This is a genomic window from Nesterenkonia cremea (genome assembly GCF_014642675.1).
Lineage (GTDB): Bacteria > Actinomycetota > Actinomycetes > Actinomycetales > Micrococcaceae > Nesterenkonia > Nesterenkonia cremea.
On record NZ_BMIS01000003.1, the window covers coordinates 161,972 to 181,495 of the forward strand.

Consider the following 19,524-nt stretch of genomic DNA (forward strand, 5'->3'; position numbering starts at 1 on the left):
TCCGTATCTCTCACATGCCGTCCAGGGTGACCTCGACCTCGTGGGCCTGGTCATCCCGGATATAGGTCACCGTGACGGTATCGCCTGCCGCGTACTCGCGCACGATCGCGGTCAGCGAGCTGGCGTTGGTCACCGGGCGGTCATCCACATGGGTGATCCGATCACCGCTCTGCAGCCCGGACTCGCCGGCGGGCGAACCGTCCGGGATGTTGTCGATCACCGCACCGTTGGTGAAGCCCTGGTGGAACATGGCGTCCTCGGGCTCCAGGCCCTCAGCGCTGGAGTCCAGCACCTGCACGCCCAGCAGGCCGTGGGAGACCTCGCCGTTGTCGATGAGCTCCTCGGCCACACGCTGGGCGTAGTCGATGGGGATGGCGAAGCCCACGCCGATGGAGCCGGCGTCGGTCTGGCCCATCTGGCCGCCGCCTCCACCGCCGGCCGAGGCGATGGCCACATTCACGCCGACGATGTTGCCCTGGCCGTCCACCAGCGCGCCGCCGGAGTTGCCCTGGTTGATGGCGGCGTCGGTCTGGATGACGTTGAGGTGGATATAGCCCTGGGTGGGCGCCTGGTCCTGATCTGGGAAGAAGAACTCGAAGCCTTCGGGATCCTCCTCGCCCTCCTCAGGCTCTTCCGGGGCCTCCTCGGCCTCTTCGTCGCCGGCATCGGCGGAGGCCACCGAGATGGTCCGGTTCAGCGTGGAGATGATGCCGTCGGTCACGGTTCCCTCCAGGCCCAACGGGGCGCCGATGGCGATGGCCTGATCACCTACGTTCAGGTCCCCGGAGCTGCCCATCTCAGCCGGGGTGACACCACTGGTGTCATCCAGCTGGACCACGGCCAGATCGCTGAGCGGATCGGTGCCGACGACCTCAGCAGAGGTCACCGAGCCGTCATGGGTCTGAACAGAGATCTCCGGGCTGTTGGTCTGCCCGCCCAGAGTCACCACATGGGTGTTGGTCAGCACATGGCCCTGATCATCCAGCACGATGCCGGATCCGGAGCCCGCGCCCTGCTGGCCGGTCACCGCCAGGGTCACCACAGAGGGCGAGGCCTTCGCCGCGGCCGCAGTCACCTCCGTGGCGCTCTCCGGATTGTTGATCTCGATGCCGCCGCCGGGGGCCGCCGAGCCGTCGCCGGAGAGCGCACCCCAGCCCACGGCCACGCCGCCGCCCACCAGGGCGGCCACCAGCATGCCGGCGGTGAAGCCCCCGACGCCGATGCTCCGCTTGGGAGTCTCCTGCTGCGGCGTGACATAGGACGGGTGGACGTCCTGAGCCGGCTGGCCCGGATAGGTGGGCGGAGCCGGAGGACCGGGGGGATAGAAGTAGTGGCCGGCGGGCTGGGCCTGCGAGGCCGGGTAGGCGCCGGACTGGTCGGTGGCAGGCTGCTCAGCGCCGGGCTGCTCGCCATACGGGGAGAAGACCGGCAGAGCGCTGGTCTCCTCGGCAGAGCTGTGGGGCGCTCCCGGGCCAGCCGGGCCCGCTGAGGGCTCGCCTGGATGGGGCTCAGCGGGATGAGCGTGGGCGGAACTGATGGTGGGGCCGGCCTCGAAGCGCTCTTCTGCCTCCTCCGCGTCGACTTCCGGGGCCTCGGTATGGGGGACGTCGGCGTCGGGGGTCTCCGCCTGGGACTGCTCGTCCTGCTCCTGCGGAATCCGCTGGGTGGGCTCCTCGCCGGGCAGGCCGGTGTTCTCACCGGGCAGCGCGTCCTGAGGCTGTCCCTGAAGAGGCTCGCGGGGTGCGTCCTCGCGGGGTTCGTTGCGGTCTGAAGTCATAGCAACACCTGAATTCGGCAGTTCGTTCGAGAAGTCGGCAGAGCCATTGTGCCCATGCTCCCTGTGACAACGTCGACAGGCTCCCGGATAGTTCCTGGACGTGTCCTCGGAAGCTCAACGCGGGGCTCCCCGCCTGTCCATGGACTGTGTCAGACCCTGCTTATAGACTCAAAACCATGCTGCATGAGGCCTTCCCCAGCTCCCTGATCACCAGTCTTCCGATGCCGGTGGGAGCGATGCTGGTGGGCCCCCTGCTCATCGGAGCCGCCGTGCTGGCCATCATCGGGGTGGGTGCCGTCTGGCTCTCCGGGGGCAAGAAGCAGCAGCAGATCATCGGCCAGCCCGGCCAGCATCAGATGTCCGGCGGACCGCAGGAGCAGCCCGACCGCACGGACACCGCTCCCCTGGAGACGCTGCGCCAGGAGGCCGGCGCCATGCTCATCGCAGCCGACGACGCCGTCCGCTCCTCCGAGCAGGAGGTGCTCTTCGCCCAGGCCTCCTACGGTGAGGACCAGGTGACGGTCTTCCAGCAGGACATCGCCCAGGCCCACGAGTACCTCACCGAGTCCTTCCGCCTGCAGCACCGATTGGACCGCGAGCCGCCTGAGCAGGAGCAGGAGGCTCGTGAGCTGGTGAAGCGGATCTTCACCAACTGCGAGAAGATCAACGAGACCCTTGAGTCCCACCGCAAGGAGTTCGAGGGGATGCGGAACCTGGAGCGGGATCCGCGCCCGGCCATCGAGCAGCTCGACCAGCAGCTGAACGACCTCTCCACCCGTCGCCAGCGCGTGGAGTCCCACCTGCCCACTCTGGAACAGAAATACAGCGAGGATGCGCTGAGCCAGTTCCGCGACAACCTCTCCCAGTCCGCCCAGGCGCTGCAGCAGGCCGGTGAGGCCCGCGATGCCGCCGCCAAGGCCGCCGAAGCCGACAGCACCAGCGACGCCGTCATCTCCATCCACCACGGCGAGGAGACCGCCGGAGACGCAGCGGACCTGATCAGTTCCATGGAGCAGCACGGCGAGCGCCTGGAGCAGGCGCGGCGGAATCTGGATGTGGGCATCGCCCAGACCGAGCAGGACATCGCTCAGGCCAAGGCCACCCGCGACGCCGGCCAGGCCCCCGAGCTGGCCGGGCCGATCGCCGCCGCGGAGACCGCCGTGGCCCGGGTCCGGCAGGAGCTGTCCTCCGGAGAGCGGATCGACCCGCTGGAGCTGCTGCAGTCGCTGGAGCTGGCCCACCGGGAGCTGGACGAGCCGCTGAACTCGGTCCGCGACCTGCAGGCCAAGGACCGCCGGGCCCGCGAGACCCTGGACGCGGAGCTGCTGACCGCCCGCAACCAGGTCCAGTCCTCGGTGGACTACCTGCGCTCCCGCCGGCACTTCACCAGCAACACTGCCCGCACCCGCCTGGCCGAGGCCGAGCGCTGCCTCTCTGAAGCCCAGAGCTTCGCTGACAGCCAGCCCTCCCGCGCCCTGGAGATGGCCACCCAGGCAAAGACCCTGGCGGTCCAGGCCGCCCAGATCGCCCAGCGCGAGGCCGCCGAGGCCAATATGAGTGCCATGGGCGGCGGCATCGCCGGCCGGGACCCCATGGGCGGCGGACACGGAGGCGGCTATGGGGGTGGTTACGGCGGAGGCTTCGGCGGGCCCCGGATGGGCTACGGCCGCGGCGGCTTCCGGATGGGGCCGCGCCGGCGTCGGGGACTGTTCTGAGGATCTGGGGACTCAGCGTCCCGGGGCCACTGGACGCATCAGCCCGAAGAGGAAAGAATCGAACTGTGAGCCGTGAGTCCCGCGCGGACCGCGGCGCAGTAGCCCACGAGGAAAGGTGATCACTGTGTCCAAGCAGTCCATTTTCGGCAGAATGTCCCAGCTCATCCGCGCCAATGTGAACGCGATGCTGGACCGCGCCGAAGACCCGGAGAAGATGCTGGACCAGATGGTCCGGGACTTCACCAACAACATCGCTGAGGCCGAGGAGGCCGTCGCCCAGACCATCGGCAACCTGCGCATGATGGAGGACGATTACAAGGAGGACCTGGAGACCGCCCAGTCCTGGGGCCAGAAGGCGCTGGCCGCCTCCCGCAAAGCAGACGAGTTCCGTCAGGCTGAGGATGCTGAGAACGCAGCCAAGTTCGACAACCTCGCCAAGGTGGCGATCCAGCGTCAGATGGAGTCGGAGTCCTCGGCCAAGACTTCTGAGCCCACCATCCAGTCCCAGCGCGAGATCGTGGAGAAGCTGAAGTCCGGCCTGGAGCAGATGAAGTCCAAGCGCCAGCAGCTGGTCTCCAAGCGTGATGAGCTGGTGGCTCGTTCCCGCGCCGCCCACGCGCAATCCCAGGTGCACGACGCCGTGAAATCCATCGACGTCATGGACCCGACCTCCGAGGTGGGTCGCTTCGAGGAGAAGATCCGCCGCGAGGAGGCCCGCGTGCGCGGCCAGAACGAGCTGGCCGCCTCCTCCCTGGATGCCCAGTTCGAGTCCCTGGAAGACCTGGGCGAGCAGGCCGAGGTGGACGCCCGGCTGGCCGCTCTGAAGGGCCCTTCCGAGCAGCGCCCGGCCATCGGCTCCGGCGAGTCCGGAACCGGTGTCAGCGCCGAGGACATCGCAGCCGACCTTGAGGCTCTCGAGTCTCAGCATGACAAGGGCTGAACCCACGCAGAGAAGCTTCTGCAACAATGGGGTGCGGATTGTTCGCACCCCATTGTTCTGCCTGAGGAGATCTCTGTGACCGACACCGCCCCCGCCGCCGAAGCAAGCACTGCTGAGAAGGGTACCGTCAACAAAGGACTCGCTCAGATGCTCAAGGGCGGCGTCATCATGGACGTAGTGACCCCCGAGCAGGCCAAGATCGCTGAGGAGGCCGGCGCCGTCGCCGTGATGGCCCTGGAGCGCGTCCCCGCCGACATCCGCGCCACCGGAGGCGTGGCCCGCATGTCCGACCCGGACCTGATCTCCGGGATCATCGAGACCGTCTCCATCCCTGTGATGGCCAAGGCACGGATCGGCCACTTCGTGGAGGCCCAGGTGCTGGAGCACCTGAAGGTGGACTACATCGACGAGTCCGAGGTGCTCTCCCCCGCCGACTACATCCACCACATCGATAAGTCGAAGTTCTCGGTGCCCTTCGTCTGCGGCGCCACCAACCTGGGTGAGGCCCTGCGCCGCATCACCGAGGGCGCCTCCATGATCCGTTCCAAAGGCGAGGCCGGAACCGGCGACGTCTCCGAGGCGATGAAGCACATCCGCACCATCAACGCGGAGATCGCACAGCTCACCTCCCTGGCCGACGATGAGCTCTTCGTCCGCGCCAAGGAGCTGCAGGCCCCCTACGATCTGGTCAAGCAGGTGGCCCGCGACGGCCGCCTGCCCGTGGTGCTCTTCGTGGCCGGCGGCGTGGCCACCCCGGCCGATGCCGCCATGATGATGCAGATGGGCGCCGACGGCGTGTTCGTGGGCTCAGGCATCTTCAAGTCCGGCAATCCGGCCGCCCGCGCCGAGGCCATCGTCAAGGCCACCACCTACTACGACGATCCGGCCGTCCTCGCTGAGGTCTCCAAGGGCCTGGGCGACGCCATGGTCGGTCTCAACGTCTCCGACCTGCCCGCCCCGCACCGTCTGGCCGAGCGCGGCTGGTGAGCGCACCACACGTCGGTGTGCTGGCGCTGCAGGGCGCTGTGGCCGAGCATGTCCGCGCCCTGCAGAGCTCCGAGGCCGAGGTGCGCACCGTCCGCCGCCCCGCTGAGCTGGAGGGCCTGGACGGCCTGGTGGTCCCCGGCGGGGAGTCCACCACGATGGCCCGCCTGGCAGCATCGGTGGGGCTCATGGAGGCCATCCGGGAGCAGCACGACGCCGGCATGGCCGTCTTCGGCACCTGCGCGGGCCTCATCCTGCTGGCTGAGTCGGTGGCCGATGCCGAGGCCTTGGAGGACTTCGAGCGCATAGGCGGCCTGGAGGTGCGCGTACGCCGCAACGGCTACGGCAGCCAACTGGACTCCTTCACCGAGGACCTCAGCGTGACCGACCTGCCCGGTGACGACGCTCCGCTCTCCGCGGTGTTCATCCGCGCACCACTGATCGAGGAGGTCGGCGAGGGCGTGGAGGTCCTGGCGGTCTCATCAGCAGGTACCGAGGCCGGCGAGCGCCGCCCCGTGGCCGTGCGCCAGGGCCTGCTGCTGGGCGCCAGCTTCCATCCGGAGCTGACCGAGGACACGCGTCTGCATCAGCTCTTCGTGGAGATGGCCGCCGGAGCCTGAGCTCAGTCCTGCTCCACGTTGACCTGGAGGGTCACGCAGTCGATCTCCTCGCCGCCGGTCTCCTCATAGAGGCAGAAGGTGGATTCGAAGAAGTCATCCTCCTCGCCCTGGCCGGCGTCCACAACCTCATCCGGGTCGGTGTCCTGCACAGCGGCCTCCGGTGAGACCAGCACGGCTTCACGCTCCACCTGGAGCGGCTCCTCCGCGGAGATGTCGGTGGTCCAGGACTGGGTGAGCGAGTCCTCATGCTCCTCACCCTCCGGCTCGGTGGACCGGGGCTCCAGGCCCTCGGGCAGAGTATGGACCACGTGGGCGTCCTCCAGCGCCTCGCCGCCTTCGGCCTCGAGGGTGAAGCTGTAGACCGGGTCCCCGTCCTCAGTGGTCTCCACCTGATTCGCCCCGAATGCGTAGGCCCGCTGATCCTCGGAGGCTTCCTGGTCGGAACCCTCCTGACCGGCATCCTGGCCGACCCCGTCCTGCGGCGCCTCCTGCTGGGCAGCGTCCTCGGGATTCTCCTCCGCCCCCTCGCCCTCAGCACATGCGGTCAGCGCCAACAGCCCGACGGCGGTCCATGCGGTCCAAAACTTCCGTTGCGTGGCCATCTCATCTCCTCGGCTGTGCACTCCGTGTACGTCCAGCCTAGGGAAAGTCACCTCACCCCCGACACATATGACGGTGGCGAGAACGGCGCTCAAGGCGCGACATGCTCTGCGCTGAGCGCGCGGCTGGGGTCAGTGCAGCGAAGCCGGGACGTCAGTCTGCGGCGTCGAGGATGTCCTGGAGCAGATCCATGCCCAGCTCGCTGTTCTCCACGCCATAGTTGGAGAACAGCAGCACGGCTGTCTCGGTATCCGGGTCCAGGGCCACCAGGCTGGCGTAGCCGTTGGAGATGCCGTTGTGCCAGGCGTAGCCCTCGGGCTTCAGATGCCAGCCCAGGCCCATATCCGGGTTGATGTCTGAGCGCTCCACCGACTCAGCACCGGGCGCGGTGCCCTCGAATATCGCCTCGATCATCAGCATGTAGTCCTCCGGGGTCGCTCGGGAGGAGGAAGCCGGACTGAAGGCCTCCGAGCCGAAGTCCTCCACCTCTCCGCTGCTGTCGTAGCCCTGGATCAGGTCCTCGTCAGAGGGATGGCCCTCGGCGTCGGAGGTGGTGGTCTCATCCATGCCCAGCGGCTCGGTGAGCCGCTCCTGCAGCAGCTCCTCATAGGTCATTCCGGCCGACTCCGCCAGGGCGTGGCCCAGCAGCGCGATGCCCAGATTCGAGTAGATGTAGCGTCCGGAATCCCCCACGCCCTGCTCGGCGGCCAGACTGATCAGCTCCTCCGTGCTGACCTCATAGGGGTTCTCCCCGGCCTGGCGCGCCTGATGGTCCTGCTGAGCGAACCCGTCGGCGTCGGGAACCAGCGGCAGCCCCGAAGTGTGGGTGGCCAGCTCCTCCAGGGTGATCTCCCCGGCCTCGGTGCCCTCCAGATCCGCCAGGTGCTCGGCCAACGCGTCCTCCAACCCCACCTCGCCGCGGTCCACAGCGTCGGCCAACAGCATGCCGGTCATGGGCTTGGAGAGCGAGGCCAGCTCGAAGAGGGTGTGCTCATCTGCCCCGTCGGTGGTGGCGGTGTGAACCTCGCCCTCCTGCAGGACCATCACCACAGCCTCTTCCGCCAGCACATCTTCCTGCTCGACGAGGAACTCCTCCAGCGACTCCTGGCTGACCGGCTCCTCCATGACATCGGGCCCAGGATCCTGTGCGCAGGAGCTCAGCAGCAGGACACCGATCAGTCCAGTGCCGATCAGTCGGATTCCGCTCAGTGCAGATTCGGCAGGGCGGAGGACGGGCCGGCGCATAGTGTGGACACCCCTTGTCTCTGGTGGAGAACCGAAAGCTCTCATGAAGCCTATCGTTCTGCGAGTCCCAGGCCGATAGTGCATCATGGTCTCCATGACGGACCCGGCATCACGAGCGGCAGACCCTGCGACCAGTCATGAGGAGCTCTACGAGCTCGCCAGCGATCACCCGGAGCTGCGGCCGCTGATCGCCGAGAATCCGAACACCTACCCGGACCTGGTGGACTGGCTGGCCAGCCTGGGAGACCCAGAGATCGATGCCGGCCTGCGACGCCGCGGGGACGCCACTCAGGCCATGCCCGCCTCAGGTGCCGCCAACGCCACCCAGGCGATGCCTCAGCTGCATGCCGACACAGGCACCTTCGAGCACCAGGTCCCGCCCCAGGAGGAGACTCCTGAGGAGGGGGCCGCCTACTATCCCGCAGCACCGGCCTACCCTGCGGCCGCAGCCTATCCCCCGCAGGCCCAGCAGCAGCCGGCTCAGCCCTGGCCCGGCTATGCCGAGCCGGAGCGGGCCTCCCGCAGCCGCAGCGGCGCCGGATGCTGCCTGCTCATCGTGATGGGCATCCTGCTGGTGGGCGCAGTGGTGGCCGCGCTGTTCCTGCTGCCGTTCCAACTCTTCGGCGATGACGAGGGGGAGCCGCAGCAGGACGGCGTGGAGCAGGGCCCCCAGGACGCCCCTGAGCAGGAACAGGACCCTGAGGAGGCGGCTCCCGAAGAGGAAGACGCCCGCCCGGCTCCTGAGGGTGCCGTGGAGATGGACACCTTCTCCGCCCCCTCGGAGAACATCGGCTGCGAGATCAGCGGCGACTCGCTCTCCTGCACCATCCAGGAGTACGAGTTCGACGCTCCCGAGGACTGCGACGGCCCGGTCACGCTGACGATCAACGCAGAGGGCGAGACTCAGACCTCCTGCGACGGCTCGGTGAGCTCCCAGACCAGCCACCTGGACTATGGAGAGACCGCCGCCAGCGGCGACTTCGCCTGCAGCTCCTCGCAGGCCGGCTTCGAGTGCTGGAACACCCAGACCGGCAACGGCTTCTTCATGGCCCGGGAGAGCTACGAGCTCGACTGAGCCGCCAGACTGGTTCGCCGCAGGCTCGGGCTCAGGGCACGTGCACGGCTGGCCGATCCCAGCAGCCACCATGCCGCCGTGAGCGCAGCTGTGGGACTCCTCCGGCCCTGCCGGGGACCCTGAAGACCTATCCCTGGAGCACTGTGCTGAGAGCCCCCAGCCCCACCACCACGGACGCGCAGAGCAGACCTGCCCAGCCGCGCGGGCTGGGCCTCTCACGCAGCAACGCCACCGCCAACAGGATCGGCACCGCTGGGTACACTGCGACGACGGCCGAGGTGGTCGCCAATCCGATGCCGGCCGCACTGAGGTGGAAGAGCATCATGCCGGCTGCGCTGAACCCGCCGGCGAGCACCACCAACGCACCGGCACCGCCGCGCGGGACCAGACGGGGCAGGCGCGCCGCACCAGAACCGTCCCTGCGCAGCAGGAACACCAGCAGCATGACCACCAGAGAGACCACCGCCCAGGCAGACAGCCCCTGCGTGAAGCTCTCCCCTGGGATCTGAGCCACGCTGACCAACTCCACGGCGTAGCCGAGACCGGCGGCCAGCGGCAGCAGCGCCGCTCCGAGGCTGGAGCCTGACTTCTTCTGTGACCACAAAGGCCTCGGTGCACTGTCCGATGCGCCAGCGTCCTGCTCGTGCACCACGGGAGTGGATCCGGTGACCACAGGCAGCGGAGATGTCACCACCGCCACACCCTCTTGACGCTTCTGCGAGACCAACAGCCAGACGGTGAGCATCGAGAGGCCCACCAGTGCCAGCCGCAGCGACGTGACCTGTTCCCCCAGCAGCGCCATGGCCACGAGGGCCGGTGTGACCGTGGTGGTCACGGTGGATGCCCCCACAGCCAGGGTGAAGGTCGCCCGCGAGAGCGCCGCGTAGAGACACAGCGATCCCACGACGCCACCCAAGGCCGCTCCACCGCCCCACAGCAGGGCGGCAGGATCCCACCCATCGACAGGACGCGCGAGCAGAAGCGTCAAGGCCACAGCGACGACACCGAACTGGGTCCAATAGGCCACTGCCACCGGTCCCTGCCGCCTGCTGGCCGTGCCGCTCATATAGTGTCCGGCGCCGAACATAGCGGCGGCCAGGACTGCACAGAGAATTTCCACGCGGACCACCATGACCGAGCGCGTCCGTTCCCGTCCACGGCGTTCTTACACTGCATTCCGTTGCTGGACCAGCAATGGTTGACTGGAGCCATGACAGCTCGACTCATCGACGATGCGCTCCCCCTGCTGGAAGCGGTGTCCGAATACGGCGGCGTCAATGCTGCGGCCGAAGTCCTGGGGCGCAACTCCTCCGGCGTCTCTCGGCAGCTGCAGCGGCTCTCAACAGATCTGGGGGCTCCCCTGCTGAGGCGTCGTGGGAGGCAGGTGGAGCTCACGGACGCCGCCCAGGCCCTGGTCCGGGAAGCGCCTCACCTGCATGCGGCCGAGGAAAGGGCTCGCAGCGCGCTCTCCGATGCCGCGGATCCGCAGATCGGACAGGTACGGATTGCCGCCCATGTCTTCGCCGTCTCAGCAATCGTGGTCCCGGCGCTGCCGATCTGGCAGAGACAGCACCCGAGCAGCAGCTGGCTTCTTCGAGAGACCGAGCCCTCCAACGCCCAGAAGCTGTTGACCTCCCGAGAGGCGGATCTGGTCGTCATGCCCGCCGGGCAGCATACTCCGCCGACCGATCATCCGAGATTCACCGTGCGCCGCCTGGTGGTCGAGCCCGTGGACCTGATCATCTCCGAACATCATCCCTTAGCTTCCGAACACGGAGAGATCGACCTGCTGGAGGTCGCCGATGAGAGCTGGATCCTGGGGTCCCCGGGGCAGGGGTCGAGGCAGGAGGTTCTGGAGCACTGCTCCAAGGCTGGCTTCTCACCCTCGGAGAGGCATCACGCTCAGGACTGGACGGCAGTCTCCTCGCTGGTGGCCGCGGGGCTCGGCGTCTCCTTCATGCCCCGGATGGCCCCGACTCATGCCGGCGTCGTCCGGGTGCCGCTCTCTGGGCCGATCGCCCCGGTGCGCACCGTCCTGATGGTGATGCGCCGCGGTTCAGAAGACTGGTCTCTGCTGGCAGACACATCAGAGGTCCTCACCGCGACGGCGAGGGATAAGATCCAGGGCCCACTCGGCCAGTGATGAGCAGGCAAGATCGCTTTCAGAGCGGCAACGCGTCCTGACGGTGGATGGACGTGGGAGACCTCAGTCGATGGTGTCTGCCAGCCGGGCGGCGGCCTCCGCCACCTCGGGCCCGAACATCACTGGGTCATTGTGCCGGGCTCCGGAGATCTCCAGCTCCTCCACCAGATTCTGCCCGACGGCATCCGCGACCTCCCTGCTCTGAGAGGCCGGCACCACCTCGTCATAGTCTCCGTAGATCACGGTGGTGGGCACCTCACTCCCGGACACGTGTTCCAGGACCGGGAAGTCGTCACGAAGCATCCTCTGCACAGGCAAAAGCGGGTAGTGCTCCTGTCCAAGGCTGGCGAGGTCAGGAAACGGGGAGCGCAGGATCAGACCCGCAGGAGGAACGTCATGGTGCAGCCGAGCTGCCACACCCGTGCCCAGCGACTCCCCCATGTAGATGAGGTCCTCCGGCTCGTAGTCCTGCTCCTCCAAGGCGACGACGCCGGCCCGGGCGTCGCTCGCGAGCCCCTCCTCCGAAGGGCTTCCCGGGTTTCCCCCGAAACCGCGATAGTCGAGCAGGAGCACCCCGAAACCACGTTCACTGAGCTCGGTGGCGATGCCGGAGCGCGATGAGCGGTCACCGGCATTGCCGGGCAGATAGAGGACGGCCTGACCACGGTCCGCCTCTGAGCTGGGCGAAAGGAACCATGCATCCAGCTCGAGATCATCGTCAGTGCTGAGGCTGACCTCCTCCGCCCCAGGCAGCGCGTCCTCGACCGAAGGCGCACTGCCGCCGGGGAAGTAGATCAGCGAACGCTGCCCCCACCACACAAGCGCAGAGCCTCCCACCATCAGCAGAGCGATGATGCTCGTAACGATCACCAGCCTGCGGGCTTTCGGGCGGGGAAGGCGATGTCTGGTGGTCCCAGGACTCGGCTCGGCGACAGACAGGTCTCTGCCCTCCTCGGCGTTGTCGTCACTCTCCTCGGTGGCCCATTCTCTCTGAGACGTCCATACTCTTCGAAGAGCTCCTCACCAAGGGGCCTGAGCACATCGTGGGATGTGGACCGTGACCAGTGACAACGACGCCTTTCGTCACGTGGAGCCGTCGCCGGCCTCTGTGGTCCATGAGCACCACAGACGTTCTGACGATCAGCCGGTGTAGAGCCGTCTCCAGCTGTCAGACCGGAGGCTCTCATTCCCGGCCCGTACACACGCAGAAGGCCCCCGCCATAATGGCGAGGGCCTTCTCTTCTCGTTGCGGGGGCAAGATTTGAACTTGCGACCTCCGGGTTATGAGCCCGGCGAGCTACCGAACTGCTCCACCCCGCGTTGGGTTTCCCTGAGCGGGACTTATATAGCTTACAAGCTTATGAACGCTGTGCAAAATCGAGCGGTGCAGGTGGGGCGTGATCCCACCCACACCGCTCGAGATCGTCACTCTCCGCCGGTCATCTGCTCGAATTCGGCGAGGGCCTCGGACAGGCGCTCCTGGGCTTCTCCATAGGCGCCCCAGTCACCCTGCTCGAAGGCCTCCTGGGAATCCTCCCAAGCGTCGAGGATCTCATCCTGGATGGACTCGAGGTCACCGTCACCGGCTGCCGGTGCATCGGCCTGCTCCTCGTCCTCCTGCTGAGCGGCATCGTCCTGCTCAGCGGCGGCGTCCTCCTCAGCGGCGGCGTCCTCCTCAGGATCCTGGCCCAGATCGGCGTCCTCCTCGAGGGCGCCCTCTTCATCCTCAGGCAGCTCGAGGTCGTCATCGACGGCCTCACCCTCGACGCCGGCTCCCTCGGCCACCTCGACGCCGGAGTCGCCGCCGAAGACCTGGTCCAGCGCCTCGCCAAGGGTGTCAGCGAAGCCGACCTCCTCACCGTAGGCGACCAGCACGTGACGCAGCGCCGGGTAGGCGGCGTCGGTGCCGGTGGACTGCACGTAGACCGGCTGGACATACAGGATGCCGTCGCCGGCGGGCAGGGTGATCATGTTGCCGTTGATCACCTCGGAGGCTCCCTGGCGCAGCAGGTTCAGCTGCTGGGAGATCTGCGCGTTGGAGTCGAAGTTCGCCTGGGTCTGGCCCGGGCCGGGAACTGCAGTGTCACGCGGCAGCTCCAGCAGGCGCAGCTGACCGTAGTCCTCGTGCTTCTCGCCGTCCTCACCGGTTCCGGCGTCGCCGGATGCGGCCAGGAAGCCGTAGAGCACGTTGCGCTGCTGGGCACCCTCAGCCACCTGCGGGATGAAGGTTCCGGTCAGGGAGAAGCTCTCCTCCTCCTGCTCCGGCATCCGCAGAGTCATGTAATAGGGCGGCTGAGCCACAGAGTTGTCCTCGCCGCTCGTCGGGTCATCGGGGACCGACCATGCGTCGTTGCCCTCGTAGAAGGTGCCCGCCTCGGTCACGTGGTACTCACCGAGCAGCGCACGCTGCACGCGGAACATGTCCTCCGGGTAGCGCACATGGTCCATGAGCTCAGCGCTCATCTCCGAGTAGGGCTCCAACGTACCCGGGAAGATGTTCTCCCAGGACTGCAGGACCGGGTCCTCGGGATCCCATGCATAGAGCTCCACCGAGCCGTCATAGGCATCCACAGTGGCCTTGACCGAGTTGCGGATGTAGTTGACATTGCCGGTCAGCACCTGGCCGCCCTGGGTCAAGGCATCGGTGGTGGCCGACTCCAGCTGCTGCTGGGTGGAGTATGGGAAGGCGTCCGAGGTGGTGTAGCCCTCCACGATCCACTTCACACGGTCACCGATGATGGCCGGGTAGATGTTCTGATCCACCTCCAGGAACGGAGCGACCTTCTGCACACGCTCACGCGGGTGGCGGTCATAGAGGATCTGGGACTCTTCGTTCATATCGCCCGAGAGCAGGATCTCCGGGGACTGGAACTGAATGGCGTAGACCAGCCGGTTGAAGATGTTGCCCACGGAGGGACCGCCGTCGCCTGAGAAGGTGTAGACGGTGTCCTGGTCCGAATCGGCCGAGGCCGGACGGTCCAGCTCCATCGGGTCAGAACCCTCCGGAGCACCCACGATGGAGTAGTCCGGGGAGTTCTCGCCGAAGTAGATGCGCGGCTCGTAGTCCTCATCGCTGCCGAGATCACCATGGGTGGGGATGCCCTGCAGCGTGAAGTCGGGCCGGCCCTCCGGTGTCACCGTGGAGGCGTTGGCCGCCACCAGGCCGTAGCCATGGGTGTAGATCAGGTGCTGGTTCACCCAGGAGGCATCCTGGGCGACGTTGACCTCACGGGCCGCGATGACGGTGTCGTGGGTGTCACCGTCGATGTCATAGCGGTCGAAGCTCAGCGTGTCCGGGAAGGAGTAGTACTGACGGAACTGCTGGAACTGACCGAAGGCCGCTGAGACCAGGTTCGGGTCCAGCAGACGGATGTTCTCCATATTGACGCTGTCCTCGGCCAGAGCTCCCTCTTCGGCGACCATCTCGGCGTCGTAGTCGGTCTGCTCCAGCTCATCGAGATCGTACGCGTAGCGGGTCATCTCCATGTTGTGCTGGATGAACTCCTCCTCCAACGTCCGCTCGGAGGGCTGGACCTGGTACTCCTGGACCAGGAACGGGTAGAGCGCACCGGCGATGACGGCGGTCACCACCAGCATGGCCGCACCGATGATGCTGAAGCGCCAGCGTGCGGTCACCGCGGTCAGGATGAAGACCAGCGCGACGACGACGGCGGCCACCGCCAAGATGGTCTGGGCGGGGATCACCGCGTTGACGTCGGTGTACATGGCGCCGGCCCAGTTCCCGCCCTGGTCCTGCAGGGTGGCATAGCGGTCCAGCCACCAGTTCACGCCCTGCAGCAGCAGGAAGAGCGCACCGACCACGGCGATGTGCCAGCGGGCGGCCTTCTCCACGACGAACTTGCCGGACTGCTCGATCCGGATGCCGCCGTAGAGGTAGTGGCAGAGGATGCCGGCGATGCCTGCCACCAGGACCACGGAGATCAGGAAGCCGTTGAAGAAGCCCAGGAAGGGCATGGTGAAGACGAAGAAGCCGTAGTCCAGGCCGAACTGCGGGTCAGCGGCGCCGAAGGGCTCCTGGTTGATGAACAGCAGCACCGTCTCCCAGGCGCCCTGGGCTGTGGTGCCGGCGAAGATGCCCATCAGCGCGGGCAGGCCCAGCATGATCAGGCGGCGCATGGAGTCCAGCGACTTCTGGTAGCGGGCCACCGAATCGTTGACCTGCCCGCCCACGTTCTGCGGACGGTTCCGGAAGGCCAGCCACAGGCTCAGCCAGACCAGGAAGCCCATGATCAGGAAGGCGGCGAAGAAGATGCCGATCCTGGCCAGGCGCTCGGTCCAGAAGACTTCGGAGTAGCCCAGGTGGTTGTACCACTGGATCTCCGCGTAGAAGCCGGCGAAGACTATGAAGGCGCCGATCAGCGCCGCGATGATCACAATGGTGATGATCAGCGCTGAGGGGCGGCGCGGACCGGAGCGCTCACCGGAGCTGCTGCCCCCTCCTCCGAAGCCGCCGAAGCCGCCGCCGGAGCCTCCGCGGCCGGAGCCGCCGTCGTCATCGTTGTTCCCACCGGAGCCGGAGCCGAACAGGCTCCCTGACCCTCCGAAGGGGTTCGATGAACCGAATCCCTGAGAGAAACTCACGTCTACCCTCTCTTCGCCTCCCGGACCAGGTGCGAGCCGGGCTGCGTGGTGTGGTTGTTGGTGCTGCCGTATTCAGTAGTGCGGTGTCTGTGATGCTTATTCAGTTCCGCAGGGTTCGAGCCCTGCGAGGAAGTCTCCGTCGCCGTCGCGGACCGCCTCGACGATCTGCCGAGCCTCGGCGACGTCCTCGACGCCGTAGGTCTGCAGCCCCTCAGGCACTCTGCCCTCCAGCTCCGGACAGTTGTCCCGCGGGACGAGGAAGTGCTCAGCACCCTGGTCCAGCGATCCCACCGCCTTCTGGGCGATGCCGCCGATGGGCCCGACGGTGCCGTCCGGATCCACGGTGCCGGTCCCGGACCACTGCTCCCCGCCGGTCATGGACTCCTCGGTCATCGCATCCACGATGCCCAGGCTGAACATCAGGCCTGCCGAGGGGCCGCCCACGTTCTCCAGCTGGATGTCCACGTCCACGGGGAAGTCGAAGTCTCCCTGAAGCATGATGCCGACATAGTGTTCGCCGTCGGCCTCCTGGTAGGTGGGGACCTCGACGTCGACCTCCTCGCCGTCGCGGATCACCGTCAATTCTACCGGCTGACCTGCGGCATCGTTCACCGCTGCCCGCATGCCCTCCAGGCCGGTGATCTCCTCTCCCCCGGCGGCGATGACCTGATCGCCCACCTCGAGGACCTCAGTGGTGCCGGCATCCTCCGCCTCCGGGGCGAAGTCCAGCACGTCGAGCTGCTGGCGGTACTCCATGTCCAGCTCCTCCAGGGCGGCCGCCAGAGCAAGGTCCTGGGAGCTGGCCATGGCCTGGGTGTTCATCTGCTCGACCTCATCGGCGGTGGTGCCGGAGGGGTAGATCAGCTCGTGAGGCATGATGTCCGTGGTCGGCGAGAACCAGCCGGCCACCACATCCGGCACGCGCACTGTGTTGGTGGGGGCGCCGTTGACGTAGACCGTGGTCAGGCTCAGCGAACCGTCAGTCTCATAGGTGTCCGCACCGTCCATGGTGATCACCGGCTCATCCTCGATCTCACCGGTGGTGTTGAAGATGGGTCCCGGGGCCTCCAACAGGTACGGGCTGGGCAGCGTCAGGGAGGTCAGCCCGAGCACCAGGGCCGAGACCCCGGCCACGGTCTTGACGGTCCGGCGCAGCGTCCAGGGCTGCGAGGCCGGCGCAGGCATCCCGTCGGCATAGGGGTTCGGGTTATGCATGACCCTCAGCGACGCACCCGGATGGGGCGCGGGCACGACGCCGGGAGGCGCAGCGCTACGTGCGCGCACGTAGGCACCGTAGGGGGATGCAGAATTATCTGGGCGCTCGGACATAGTGATCTGAGACATTCTCTCACTGACCTTCATCCCCTGGCGAACTGGGGCATGGGCGCAGAGACAGGCGCCCGGGAGGCTCGCTACGCTGGTGTCTCATCCATCTCCAGAGCGACCACGATCAGGGAGCGTCCGATGAGCGAGAACAACCGGAACGATCAGGGATCCGGCGACGGCGAGAATCCGCAGGACCCCATGGAGGAGTTCTTCAAGCAGCTCTTCGGGGGCCAGATGCCCGGTCAGGGAGATGACGCCGACGCCGGCAAGGACGGCTCCGGCCGCGGCCCCTCCATGGGCTTCACCGGAAGCCCCGGCCAGGGCCAGGACGGCTCCGGCGATCAGTCCGGCGGCTTCCCTGGGATGCCCCCGGGCTTCGACCCCTCGCAGATGGGCATGCCCATGGACCCGCAGATGATGCAGCAGATCATGGGTCAGGTGCAGGCGATGTTCTCCGCCATGCAGAACCCCTCCGAGGAGGACCAGGGCCCGGTCAACTGGACCATGGCACGCCAGGCCGCCCGTCAGGCCGCCGCTGGAGATGACCCCAGCGTCTCCGCCGCCGAGCGCCGCGAGATCGATGATGCGCTGCGCCTGGCCGAGATGTGGCTGGACGGCGCCACCGCCTTCGAGAGCCCCGGCACCATCGGCCACGCCTGGTCCCGCGCCCAGTGGGTGGAGGAGACCTTCGACTCCTGGAAGCGGCTGACCGAGCCGGTGGCCGAATCCGTCTCCAAGGCGCTCTCCGGCGCCCTGAAGGAGCAGCTGGACGAGCAGGGCGGCGGCATGCCCCCGGAGATCGCCTCCATGATGGGCGGCGCCGGCTCCCAGCAGATCACCGGGATGATCGAGTCCATGGGCGGCATGGCCTTCGGCATGCAGGTGGGCCAGGCCGTGGGCGAACTGGCCAAGGAGGTCCACGGATCCTCGGAGATCGGACTGCCGCTGGCCGGTCACTCCATGGCGCTGCTGCCCAAGAACGTCCGCGAGTTCGGTGAGGGCCTGCAGGTGGACTCCCGCGAGATCCTGCTGTTCCTGGCCCTGCGCGAGGCCGCCCGGATGCGCCTCTTCTCCCGCTCCCCCTGGCTGGAGCAGGACCTGTTCAACGCCGTGGCGCAGTACGCGGCCGGCATCCACATCGATATGGGCCGCATCCAGGAGGCCGCCTCACAGATCGACCCCACCAACCCGGAGGCCATGCAGGAGGTCCTCGGCGAGGGCCTCTTCACCCCCGAGCGCACTCCCATGCAGGAGGCCGCGCTGAAGCGGATCGAGACCACGCTGGCCCTGGTCGAGGGCTGGGTGGACGATGTGGTCTCCCAGGCGGCCGAGCATCTGGAGTCGCTGCCCAAGCTGCGCGAGACCATGCACCGACGCCGGGCCACCGGCGGCCCGGCGGAGCACACCTTCGCCGCCCTGGTGGGCCTGGAGCTGCGTCCCCGCCGTCTGCGCGACGCCGCCGCTCTGTGGTCCCATCTGCGCCAGACCGAGGGCATGTCCGGGCGCGACGACGTCTGGGCCCACCCGGATGTCCAGCCGGATGAGCAGGATCTGGATGACCCGCAGGGCTACCAGGCCCGGCGCAAGGAACGCGAGGAGGAGTCGGCCAAGATCGACGAGGAGCTGCAGAAGCTGCTCGACGGCGGCTACGACGGCAAGGGCTCCGGCGAGACCAGCTGACAGGCGCACTCCGGGTGCACCGGGGCCGGGCGGCGTTCCCATCCGCCGTCGGGCCTGAGCAGCAGGCTGTGTTCGGCGAGCGCCGGATTGCGGACGCCGTCCAGCAGGGTCAGCAGCTGCCGGGTGATGAGCCCGGCGGTGAGCTGGTGGTGGAGACGGGCGTCGGCCGGGTTGTGGCCGGCGGTGTGCTCCACTGAGGTTCCGGCTGGTGCCGGCTGAATGTCTGTTGCCGCCGCGCTGAGCTCTCGGCACCCGGCGCAGGCGAAGCCCTCCAGCACTCCCGGCTGTGCGATGAGCGGGCCGATCTCGGCCTCGCCTGCTGCTGGGCAGAGCACCGGCATGACCAGACTGGCCTGCTGAGCCGCCGCTGAGACGGTCGCTGCATGCAGGGCTGACGTCCTGGAGGCTGACCTTGTGCCTGCCGGGCCTGCGCCTGAGCTCTCCCCCAGGCTCAGCACACAGACATCGGCTCCATCCGGGCGCATATCTGCCGGGCATTCCATGACCGCGGTCTGCTGCGGCGCCGGTTGAGAAGCCGGCTGCTGGGCCGCACGGTCCAGCAGATCCTGCAGCCCCGTGCTGCGCGGCAGCCCGTGGTGGATGCTCAGATACGGATCCCCCACCTGCTCGGCGTCGACGGTCTGTGCTGTGCTGCTCTGCTGAACAGCGCTCCCCTGGGTGCCGTCGCGCAGGAGCAGGGTCCCGACGCCGGCCTCGGCCAGGGCGAGCGCAGTGCGCGCGCCCACCGGGCCCAGGCCGTCCACGAGGACTGCGGCGAGCCGGCGTCGTGGGTTCGGTTCCATGAGCTCATCGTCGC

The 19,524-nt window shown here is 67.6% G+C and carries 15 protein-coding genes and 1 tRNA gene; 7 read left to right on the plus strand and 9 right to left on the minus strand.

Annotated elements, in window-relative coordinates:
* Positions 1-10: 10 nt before the first annotated feature.
* Positions 11-1,777: a trypsin-like peptidase domain-containing protein gene (locus tag IEW85_RS04975; RefSeq protein WP_229658805.1), complete on the minus strand. Its 1,767-nt coding sequence runs from the start codon at positions 1,775-1,777 to the stop codon at positions 11-13.
* Between the two features lie 176 nt (positions 1,778-1,953).
* Here IEW85_RS04975 and IEW85_RS04980 point away from each other — a divergent pair, with 176 nt between their 5' ends.
* The 4 genes from IEW85_RS04980 (at position 1,954) to pdxT (ending at position 6,036) form a co-directional block, all read left to right on the plus strand.
* Positions 1,954-3,492: a coiled-coil domain-containing protein gene (locus tag IEW85_RS04980; protein WP_188683296.1), complete on the plus strand. Its 1,539-nt coding sequence runs from the start codon at positions 1,954-1,956 to the stop codon at positions 3,490-3,492.
* Positions 3,493-3,616: 124 nt separating this feature from the next.
* The gene (locus IEW85_RS04985; protein WP_188683299.1) at positions 3,617-4,432 is read left to right on the plus strand and encodes a PspA/IM30 family protein; all 816 of its coding nucleotides are present in this window, start codon (positions 3,617-3,619) and stop codon (positions 4,430-4,432) included.
* Between the two features lie 75 nt (positions 4,433-4,507).
* A complete protein-coding gene (gene pdxS, locus IEW85_RS04990) occupies positions 4,508-5,419 on the plus strand; it encodes a pyridoxal 5'-phosphate synthase lyase subunit PdxS (protein WP_268234652.1) in 912 nt (303 codons plus the stop codon).
* Positions 5,416-6,036 carry a pyridoxal 5'-phosphate synthase glutaminase subunit PdxT gene (pdxT, locus tag IEW85_RS04995; protein ID WP_188683300.1) on the plus strand — a complete coding sequence of 207 codons (621 nt, stop codon included), beginning with the start codon at positions 5,416-5,418 and terminating at the stop codon, positions 6,034-6,036. Before pdxS ends, pdxT begins: the two co-directional genes overlap by 4 nt.
* A gap of 2 nt (positions 6,037-6,038) precedes the next feature.
* Here the strand turns inward: pdxT and IEW85_RS05000 are convergent, their stop codons facing one another.
* Positions 6,039-6,638, minus strand: a complete 600-nt coding sequence (locus IEW85_RS05000; RefSeq protein WP_188683302.1) for a hypothetical protein — start codon at positions 6,636-6,638, stop codon at positions 6,039-6,041.
* A 151-nt stretch (positions 6,639-6,789) separates the two neighbouring features.
* Positions 6,790-7,881, minus strand: a complete 1,092-nt coding sequence (locus IEW85_RS05005; protein WP_188683305.1) for a serine hydrolase domain-containing protein — start codon at positions 7,879-7,881, stop codon at positions 6,790-6,792.
* A 94-nt stretch (positions 7,882-7,975) separates the two neighbouring features.
* On the opposite strand from IEW85_RS05005, the gene IEW85_RS05010 reads away from it, so the two are divergent.
* Positions 7,976-8,956 (plus strand): variant leucine-rich repeat-containing protein, encoded by a 981-nt coding sequence (locus tag IEW85_RS05010; protein WP_188683307.1) that lies wholly within the window; start codon positions 7,976-7,978, stop codon positions 8,954-8,956.
* A 127-nt stretch (positions 8,957-9,083) separates the two neighbouring features.
* Here the strand turns inward: IEW85_RS05010 and IEW85_RS05015 are convergent, their stop codons facing one another.
* Positions 9,084-10,076 (minus strand): DMT family transporter, encoded by a 993-nt coding sequence (locus IEW85_RS05015; protein ID WP_188683309.1) that lies wholly within the window; start codon positions 10,074-10,076, stop codon positions 9,084-9,086.
* Positions 10,077-10,166: 90 nt separating this feature from the next.
* Between IEW85_RS05015 and IEW85_RS05020 the strand changes: the two genes are divergently transcribed.
* The gene (locus IEW85_RS05020; protein WP_188683311.1) at positions 10,167-11,099 is read left to right on the plus strand and encodes a LysR family transcriptional regulator; all 933 of its coding nucleotides are present in this window, start codon (positions 10,167-10,169) and stop codon (positions 11,097-11,099) included.
* Between the two features lie 63 nt (positions 11,100-11,162).
* Here the strand turns inward: IEW85_RS05020 and IEW85_RS05025 are convergent, their stop codons facing one another.
* From IEW85_RS05025 to IEW85_RS05040, 4 genes are all read right to left on the minus strand, one after another.
* A complete protein-coding gene (locus IEW85_RS05025; protein ID WP_229658806.1) occupies positions 11,163-11,969 on the minus strand; it encodes an alpha/beta hydrolase in 807 nt (268 codons plus the stop codon).
* Between the two features lie 376 nt (positions 11,970-12,345).
* Positions 12,346-12,419, minus strand: a tRNA-Met gene (locus IEW85_RS05030).
* A 105-nt stretch (positions 12,420-12,524) separates the two neighbouring features.
* On the minus strand, positions 12,525-15,701 hold the full coding sequence (locus IEW85_RS05035; protein WP_188683313.1) for a UPF0182 family membrane protein: 3,177 nt from the start codon (positions 15,699-15,701) through the stop codon (positions 12,525-12,527).
* A gap of 96 nt (positions 15,702-15,797) precedes the next feature.
* A complete protein-coding gene (locus tag IEW85_RS05040) occupies positions 15,798-16,916 on the minus strand; it encodes a YlbL family protein (RefSeq protein ID WP_188683491.1) in 1,119 nt (372 codons plus the stop codon).
* 249 nt (positions 16,917-17,165) lie between these two features.
* Here IEW85_RS05040 and IEW85_RS05045 point away from each other — a divergent pair, with 249 nt between their 5' ends.
* On the plus strand, positions 17,166-18,707 hold the full coding sequence (locus IEW85_RS05045; RefSeq protein WP_188683315.1) for a zinc-dependent metalloprotease: 1,542 nt from the start codon (positions 17,166-17,168) through the stop codon (positions 18,705-18,707).
* On the opposite strand, the gene IEW85_RS05050 is transcribed toward IEW85_RS05045, so the two are convergent.
* Positions 18,674-19,510: a hypothetical protein gene (locus IEW85_RS05050; RefSeq protein ID WP_188683317.1), complete on the minus strand. Its 837-nt coding sequence runs from the start codon at positions 19,508-19,510 to the stop codon at positions 18,674-18,676. The genes IEW85_RS05045 and IEW85_RS05050 overlap by 34 nt on opposite strands.
* Between the last annotated feature and the right edge of the window lie 14 nt (positions 19,511-19,524).

What these genes read in the sequence shown, in the direction of transcription:
- IEW85_RS05040 (WP_188683491.1), bottom strand. Translation starts at nt 16,916, where the DNA reads ATGCATAACCCGAACCCCTATGCCGACGGGATGCCTGCGCCGGCCTCG.
- IEW85_RS04975 (WP_229658805.1), bottom strand. Translation starts at nt 1,777, where the DNA reads ATGACTTCAGACCGCAACGAACCCCGCGAGGACGCACCCCGCGAGCCT.
- IEW85_RS05005 (WP_188683305.1), bottom strand. Translation starts at nt 7,881, where the DNA reads ATGCGCCGGCCCGTCCTCCGCCCTGCCGAATCTGCACTGAGCGGAATC.
- IEW85_RS05020 (WP_188683311.1), top strand. Translation starts at nt 10,167, where the DNA reads ATGACAGCTCGACTCATCGACGATGCGCTCCCCCTGCTGGAAGCGGTG.
- IEW85_RS05000 (WP_188683302.1), bottom strand. Translation starts at nt 6,638, where the DNA reads ATGGCCACGCAACGGAAGTTTTGGACCGCATGGACCGCCGTCGGGCTG.
- IEW85_RS05045 (WP_188683315.1), top strand. Translation starts at nt 17,166, where the DNA reads ATGAGCGAGAACAACCGGAACGATCAGGGATCCGGCGACGGCGAGAAT.
- IEW85_RS05050 (WP_188683317.1), bottom strand. Translation starts at nt 19,510, where the DNA reads ATGGAACCGAACCCACGACGCCGGCTCGCCGCAGTCCTCGTGGACGGC.
- IEW85_RS05010 (WP_188683307.1), top strand. Translation starts at nt 7,976, where the DNA reads ATGACGGACCCGGCATCACGAGCGGCAGACCCTGCGACCAGTCATGAG.
- IEW85_RS04980 (WP_188683296.1), top strand. Translation starts at nt 1,954, where the DNA reads ATGCTGCATGAGGCCTTCCCCAGCTCCCTGATCACCAGTCTTCCGATG.